The organism is Armatimonadota bacterium (assembly GCA_020354555.1).
Classification (GTDB): Bacteria; Armatimonadota; Hebobacteria.
In genome coordinates this window covers 3,285,805-3,293,309 of record CP070648.1, presented here as the reverse complement: position 1 = coordinate 3,293,309, position 7,505 = coordinate 3,285,805, and the positions used below count along the sequence as shown (strand labels likewise).

The window sequence follows — 7,505 nt, the reverse complement described above, 5'->3', positions numbered from 1 at the left end:
GACCAGGCCAGAGCGCGAATCGTACTTCCTGCCATCTCATTCTCCCTTGCTGGATTGCGGCAAGCGCCGCGCTTGCCGGAACGCCGTTGTGGATTCGACTCCCGTGCGAACGCACCTCTTCCGGCGTGCTGCGGCGGCGCCTCGGAGCCCGCGCAGGGAACGACCTCGCCGCCGGAGAAGACGCTCAGGAGTTTGCGGCCCTTGCCGGCACGACGGGGCCGTGAATTCCGCCGCAGGCATCGAAGGGGACAATGGGCTGAGGCGTCTTGCGCCGCCGGACCCCTGCGTGCCATTGCAGCAGAGGACTGACCGCACGTGGCGAGAGATGACCGCCCAAAGCCGCTGACCTGGCGCGCCGTAATCATCGGGCTGGTCGGCAGCGCCCTGGTCACGGTATGGATTCACCACGCCGAGTTGGTCATGGGCGGCATGCGCGGGCACACCGCGCTGGCCAACACGTCGATTCCCGTGGGCGGGTTCGGCGCGCTGGTCGGGATTGTCGTCGTCAACTTGGCGATCCGGGCGGTGCTGCCCAACCTGGCGCTGTCGCAGGGTGAACTCATCACGGCGTACGTGATGATGACCGTGTCCACCGTGCTCGCCTCCAGCGGCGGCATCCACTTCCTGGTACCCACGCTCGCGGCAGCTTTCCATTACGCCACGCCCGAGAACCAGTGGGCGCAGTTCCACCAGTGGATCCCAACCTGGTTTGCCCCGCGCGATACGGCGGCGCTCGACGCGTTCTACGTCGGCGGCGCGCCGGTGCCGGTGAAGGTGTGGCTGACGCCGTTCCTAGTGTGGGGAGGGTTCCTGGTTGCCTTCACCACCGCCACGCTGTGCATCACCGCGATCCTGCGCCGGCCGTGGGTTGACCACGAGCGGCTGACGTTTCCGACGGCGGTGCTGCCCCTGGAGCTGACGGAGTCGCGCGGGCGGCTGCTCAAGAACAAGCTGATGTGGGGCGGATTCGCCATCGCGTTCGGCATCGGCACGGTCAACAACTTGCACCTCAACATCCCGACCGTGCCGGGCATCCAGGTGCGCCCGATCAACGCCGCGCGCTGGTTTCCGAGCTTCCCATGGAACGCCATCGGCGACACGCCGATATCGTTTTATCCCTTCATGGTGGGCATCGCGTACCTGCTCTCGCTGGAGGTGAGCTTCAGCTACTGGTTCTTCTTTCTGCTGACAAAGGCGCAGGTCATATTCTGCGCGGCGCAGGGGTGGCGGCCGCCCGAGGCGTCGCTCGCATCGGGGCCGCCGTATCTGCAGAACCAGGGCGCGGGGGCGTTCATCGCGCTCGCGCTGGTCTCGCTGTGGATGAGCCGGCGGTATTTGCGGGAAGTGGTGCGGCGGGCGCTCGGGCTGCGCGGCCCGGTCGGCGCGGAGGAGCGCGAGCCGCTGCCGTACCGCTGGGCGGTGTTCGGGCTGGTCGCGTCAGCGGCGGCGCTCGTCGGGATGTGCTGGGCGGCCGGGATGAACCCGCTGATCGCGGGGATTGTCTTCGCCCTCGTGTTCCTGTACCTGATCGCCGCGACGCGCATCCGGGCCGAGGCCGGCAACGCGTGGCTGTTCGGGCCCGAAGTGGATCCGAACATGCTCGTCACCGAGACGCTCGGCGTGGGGGTGCTCAGGCCGGTTGATCTGACTGTGATGGCGTACCTGCGGTCGGTGACGACGTTCGACATGCGCTGCGCGTCCATGCCGCATCAGCTCGACGGCTTCCGCATGGCGACAGCGGCGGGGATTTCGCTGCGGCAGTTGGTGTGGGCGATGATCGTTGCCATCGTGCTCGCGATAGCGGTCGCGTTCTGGAGCGGGCTGGTGGTGTGGTACACCCTGGGCGCGGAGGCGAAGACGGATGCGTGGCGGACGATCATGGGGCAGCAGCCGTTCGTCAAGCTTCAGTCGCAGCTGACATCCACTCAGCGGCCGCACTTCATGGCGACGATGTTCGACGGCGTCGGCGCGGGGGTGACGTGCCTGCTCGCGTTCGCGCGGGCGCGTCTGCCCTGGTTCCCGCTGCATCCCGTTGGGTATGCGATGGCGAACACATTCCCCTGGGGATTACAGCCGATGCCGTTCTTCATCGCGTGGCTGGTCAAGGGGGCGGTGCTGCGGTTCGGCGGGATGCGGCTGTACCGGCGGTCGCTGCCGTTCTTCCTCGGGCTGATTCTCGGCGACCTGACCAACGGCGCCTTCTACACCCTGCTCGGCGCGTTCGTGGACATGAGCGTGTATCCCGTGAATTGGTGAGAGCCGGTTGGGCCTTCCGCCCGCGCTCGCGCCAGTCGCTAACACGTGCACCCCAGGTCGAGCGTCGGAGCCCGCGCGCGGAGACCCGAGGTGCCGGGCTACCTGCCCAGGCCTCTTACGGCCAATAAGGCCACCCCGGCGAGGACGCCGACGAACAGGATGGTTAACCCACAGAGGATGGCCAGCGCGATGAGGATCCGGTGAAGCCACCGGTAGGCCCTAGATCGCTTCTTTGTCTCCTCTTCGCGGTGCAGCACTTCCTCGAAAGCCTGAGCTGCTTGCGGCCAGATGGCGCACGCATACAGTATGCACAACGGGACCGCAAGCACGGGGAAAACCGTCCAATCGGAGTCGAAGCACGCAAGAGCCAGCGCAACTGCGATGACACACACGACGGCGCACTTCGCGCGCAACGTCTCGCCTGGCGGGCGCGCAAGAAGGGGCAGGCTCAGGCCCGCGAGTGCGAGCGTTCCGGACAGGGTCAGGTGCGCTGTTGACCACCAGTAGATCCCGACGGCGGTGACCTGGAACACCAGGCCGATACCGAATGTCACGCGCCTCCGGCGGACGAGCAGGATGCCCGACAGCGCAATGCCCGGCAGCCAGAGGATAGTCCAGAGCACGCGATAAACAATGCTCGCCGTGGCGGGTGCGAACCAGATGCCCTGCTGATAGAGGATGAGTGCGACCCAGGCGAGGACCGCGATCGCCAGCAGGCCTGCCACGAATATCACTTCAGCGCGAGATACGCGTTCGCCGTCCTGCGCGTCCATTGTCTCCCCCTTTCCAGCGCCCGGCGACTGCTGGGGGGCAGCTACCTTTCGCGTTCGAGACGGCGGTTGCGAGGACGACCCAGTTGGGAGAAGGAGTTGTCCCTACTGCCCCGGCGTCGTTAGGTTGCCCTTCACGTGCTCGACTGCGGAGTTGTCCATGATGTTGTCCCGGATGATGATGGGTTTCTGCGCCTCGGTCTGATCGTTGACCTCGACGACGACGTTGTGGAAGACGTTGCCGGTGACGACGGCGTTGCCGGCCGAGATCTTGACCCGCACGCGCTCGTCGGGATTTGAGGTGTAAACGCTGTTGCCGGTAACCGCCGCGTCCTCGCCCCGGATGTCCATCGCGAGGCCGCATCTCCCGCCCGCGTCCACCGTCACCACGTTGCCCGCGATGACGTGCCCACGCGACTCGGCCCAGGATCGGAACGCGATGTCGAGATCGCCGCCCTCGCGGACGCGGACGATGTTGTGTGCCATGATGATGTCGTTCGCGCGGTCGGTGCCGATCGCCACATGGGTCCGGCCGGTGATCTCGACGTGATTGCCGCGAATCTCGCCGGGGCCGGTGAGGATTTCGACCGAATCGGAGTTCGCGTTGCCGAGGACGTTGTTGATGACGCGCATATTCGGACCTTCGAGCATGATGCCGAGCGTATGCGCGTCGCGGACGTGGCAGTCGCGGATCGTGATGTCGTGATTCGGCTCGCCGCTCACCGCCGCGCGCGGCGCGCGGAAGAACGCCTTGATGCCGCAGAACTCGAACCGATCGTGGGAGATGTTCGGGTCGCCCGTGCCTGCCGAGTTCTCGTCGCGATTCGCATCAACGTACAGATCGCGGATCGTGATGTGCCCGACGCCCGAGCCGATGATGCGGATGACGTTCGTGTCCTGATTCGGCGCCTGGACGAGCTTGGTGCTCGCGCCCTGCCCGGCGAGGACGACGTTGCTGCGGTCTATGATGACGCCGCCGAGCGTGCCTTCGATTCTCCTGATGTCGTACGTGCCTTCCATCAGGAGCACGGTGCCGCCGGCTTCGGGAAGGGCCTGAATCCCGGCGTTGATCTCCTCCTGGTCGCCCTCGCCGTCGCCGACGAAGTGGGCCAGCGTCTTCGATTGCTCCGACGAATCCAGCGTCGCGACGACGACGGTCGCCGGGGCGAGGCTGGCCTCCGATTGTGAGCCAGAAGCCGCCATTGCCAGCACCGCAAGTGCGAGGATGGAGGAGTAATACAACAGATACGTGCGGCGACCTTCCGGACGTTCGGGCAGACATGCTTTCATGTGGAGCGGCCTCGCTTGCAGTTGAAGCGCGGGCGGGGAGAGAGGTTGTCGCACAATTGCCTCAACGGGAGCGAGATTCTTCGCTTCGCGCCTCGCCCACGCTCGCCGCGGCGCTCTGAATGACAGTCTCGGCGCCATGAAGCGCGGGCCAGCTTGTTGTGCAACAGCCTCCGCAGTCCCGCCCCGACGATGGTTCCAACCGGATCGAGCCTCAGACGACGCCCGGGAGAACCGGGTGAGTCCCTGTGCGGCGGGCTCCCGCCTACTTCGATATCTTGACGCGGCGGCGGGGTTCGACGTCGATGCTCTCGGAGCGGAGGTGATACTGATTCGCGAGGTCGTGCTGAAGCCGGCGCAGATACGAGTCGCGCGGGCTGAGTTCGACCGGCTCCGAGGTCATCAGGACCTGGTCGACGGCTTGCTGGGCCTCGCGCAAGGCGACCTGTTCCGGCCCCCAGCCGGAGGTGTGCGCGATCTCGCGCAGGGCGACCATGATCTGATGCTGGGTATTAGAGCGCAGCACCTGCAAGTGCTTGCCCGCGCTCGCCGCCTCCTGGGCGATGTGCGGCGCGCGGCGCTCCTGCGCCTTGAGCATGACGACCGCGTCGGCCTCGTCCATGGTGTTGACCATGCGCGCTTGCAGCCCGAGGTCGCGAATGGCGCGCTCGAGCTTGCCCTTGTTGACGCCGTAGGGGAAGATCGCGAGCGCGCCGTCGGGCGCGACGGGGCGCATGCGCGCGTAGTCCGCGTACTCGGCGCGCGGCTCGCGCACCTTCGGCTCGCGCTCCGGCAGCACCCGCTCGACCTTGCCGCTGGGCAGCCGCTGGCGGATCTCCGGCTTGAGCGGCTCCTGGCGCAGGTAACGGTCAACCGTTTCCGCGACGTCGTGATGGATCGCGAGCTCGTCGAAGTGCACGATCTCGACGACGATGTCGAAGGTCGGCGGCGCGCGGCGTTCGAGGACGGTTTTCTGGGTGCCGCGGCGGTGGGCCTCCTCGTCCGACAGGGTGACAGCGTGGATGCCGCCGACGAGGTCGGACAGAGTCGGGTTCATGAGCAAGTTGTCGAGGGTCGTGCCGTGAGCGGTGGCGATGAGCTGGACGCCACGCTCGGCGATGGTGCGGGCGGCCATCGCCTCGGCCTCGGTGCCGATCTCGTCAATGACGACGACCTCGGGCATGTGGTTCTCGACCGCCTCGATCATGACCGCGTGCTGGAGGTCGGGGCGCGGGACCTGCATGCGCCGCGCGCTGCCGATGCCGGGGTGAGGGATGTCGCCGTCGCCCGCAATCTCATTCGACGTGTCCACGACGATGACGCGCTTGCCGAACTCGTCGGCGAGGACGCGCGCGACTTCGCGCAGCTTGGTCGTCTTGCCGATCCCCGGCTTGCCGAGCAGGAGGATGCTCTTGCCGGTCTCGACGATGTCGCGGATCATGTCGATCGTGCCGTACACGGCGCGGCCGACGCGACAGGTGAGGCCGACGACCTTGCGGTGGCGGTTGAGGATGGCGGAGATGCGATGCAGGGTGCGCTCGATGCCGGCGCGGTTGTCGCCGGTGAACTCGCCGACGTGCCCGACGACGTAGTCCAAGTCCTCGTGCGTCACAGGCTCGCTCGACAGCGCGAGCACCTGCTCCGGGAAACGCGCTTCCGGAGCGCGCCCGATGTCGAGCACGACCTCGAGCAACTGTGAGAGGTTCGACTCGTCGGCGAGCCGCTCGCGCAGCCGCGCCGGCAATACCCCCAGCAGCAGGTCGAGATCGTCGGCGATCTCCTGCTCGGTCTTTCCGTCAGGCGCTGTGCTGCTCAAGGCGCTGTAATTCCTCCTCGATCACGCTCTCGTCGAGCCGCTTGAAGAGGTGCTGCGGCTCGCCCAGCGGACGATCCGCGGGCACCGCCCGCAGCTCCCAGTCGTCTATACCCAATTGTCCCTCTTCGCCCAGCATCCTGTGCACCTGGAGCGACGAGAACGGCAAGAACGGGTAGAGCATCGTGCCCAGGGCGGAGATGATCTGAAGCGACGCATTGAGGGTCGTCGCCGCGCCCGCGCGATCGTCCTTGATCTGCTTCCACGGCGCGCGGTGATCGAGATAGCGGTTGGCGGCGCGGGCGAGTTCCATCGCTTTCCCGATCGCGGCGCGGAAGTGGCAGGCCTCGAGGTCATCGGTGAGCCCGCGGAAGGTCTCGTTGGCCGCGGCCAGGATCTCGCGCTCGGCATCTCCGCGGTCGCCCGCCTGCGGCGCTTTGCCGTCGAAGTTGCGCACCGTCATGGTGAGTACGCGATGGACGAAGTTGCCGTAGTTCGCCAGCAACTCGTCGTTGTTGCGGCGCACGAACTCGGCCCACGAGAAGTCGGTGTCGCCCGACTCGGGCATGTTCACGGACAGCAGGTAGCGCAGCGGATCGGGGTCGTAGCGCGACAGGAAATCCGGCGCCCAGATCGCCCAGTTGCGGCTGGTGGACAAGGCGCGGCGCTCCAGGGTCAGGTATTCGTTGGCGGGCACGTCGTAGGGCAGGATCAGGTCCGCATCGTAGCCCATCAGCATCGCCGGCCAGATGATGGTGTGGAACGGGATGTTGTCCTTGCCGATGAAGTAGTACGCGCGCGCCGGGGGCGACCAGAACTCGCGCCACGCTTCGGCATCGCCGTGCCCCGCGGCCCACTCCTTGCTCGCCGAGAGGTAGCCGATGACGGCCTCAAACCAGACGTAGATGCGCTTGGATTCGAAGCCTTCGACCGGCACGGAGATACCCCATTCGAGGTCACGCGTTATCGGCCGGGGGCGCAGTCCCTGGTCGAGCAGGTTGGCGGTGAAATTGCGGACGTTCGCGCGCCAGTGCTCCTGCTTGCCGACCCACTCGCGCAGCGGCTGCTCGAACTGGGACAGGTCGAGGAAGAAGTGCTCGGTGCTGCGGGTCTCGGCCTCGCCGCCGCACAGGCGACAGCGGGGATCCGCCAGATCCGCGGTGTCGAGAGGGGTGCCGCAGGCCTCGCACTGGTCGCCGCGCAGGGTTTCCGCGTTGCAGCGCTGGCAGACGCCCTGGACGTAGCGGTCGGGGAGAAAGCGCCGGCAGCCCTGACAGAAGAACGCGTCCATGTGCTGGCGCAGGAGATGCCCGCGCTCGAGCAGGCGCAGGAAGATGTCTTGGGTGACGCGGGTGTGGTTGTCGGTTTCGGTGCCGGTG

At 66.8% G+C, this 7,505-nt stretch carries 5 protein-coding genes; 1 reads left to right on the top strand and 4 read right to left on the bottom strand.

Going from position 1 to position 7,505, the window contains the following annotated elements:
• The first annotated feature begins 315 nt into the window (after positions 1 to 315).
• Entirely contained in the window at positions 316 to 2,256 is a 1,941-nt protein-coding gene (locus JSV65_13465) for a hypothetical protein (protein UCH33564.1), read from the top strand.
• A 98-nt stretch (positions 2,257 to 2,354) separates the two neighbouring features.
• On the opposite strand, the gene JSV65_13460 is transcribed toward JSV65_13465, so the two are convergent.
• From JSV65_13460 to metG, 4 genes are all read right to left on the bottom strand, one after another.
• The gene (locus tag JSV65_13460) at positions 2,355 to 3,029 is read right to left on the bottom strand and encodes a hypothetical protein (protein UCH33563.1); all 675 of its coding nucleotides are present in this window, start codon (positions 3,027 to 3,029) and stop codon (positions 2,355 to 2,357) included.
• A gap of 102 nt (positions 3,030 to 3,131) precedes the next feature.
• A complete protein-coding gene (locus tag JSV65_13455) occupies positions 3,132 to 4,316 on the bottom strand; it encodes a right-handed parallel beta-helix repeat-containing protein (protein ID UCH33562.1) in 1,185 nt (394 codons plus the stop codon).
• A 262-nt stretch (positions 4,317 to 4,578) separates the two neighbouring features.
• A complete protein-coding gene (locus JSV65_13450; protein UCH33561.1) occupies positions 4,579 to 6,129 on the bottom strand; it encodes a single-stranded DNA-binding protein in 1,551 nt (516 codons plus the stop codon).
• On the bottom strand, positions 6,110 to 7,505 hold a 1,396-nt coding region (gene metG / locus JSV65_13445), incomplete at its 5' end, for a methionine--tRNA ligase (protein UCH33560.1). The genes metG and JSV65_13450, both read right to left, overlap by 20 nt.

Excerpts from the sequence above, each read along its gene's own strand:
- JSV65_13460 (UCH33563.1), bottom strand. The coding sequence starts at position 3,029 with ATGGACGCGCAGGACGGCGAACGCGTATCTCGCGCTGAAGTGATATTC.
- JSV65_13455 (UCH33562.1), bottom strand. The coding sequence starts at position 4,316 with ATGAAAGCATGTCTGCCCGAACGTCCGGAAGGTCGCCGCACGTATCTG.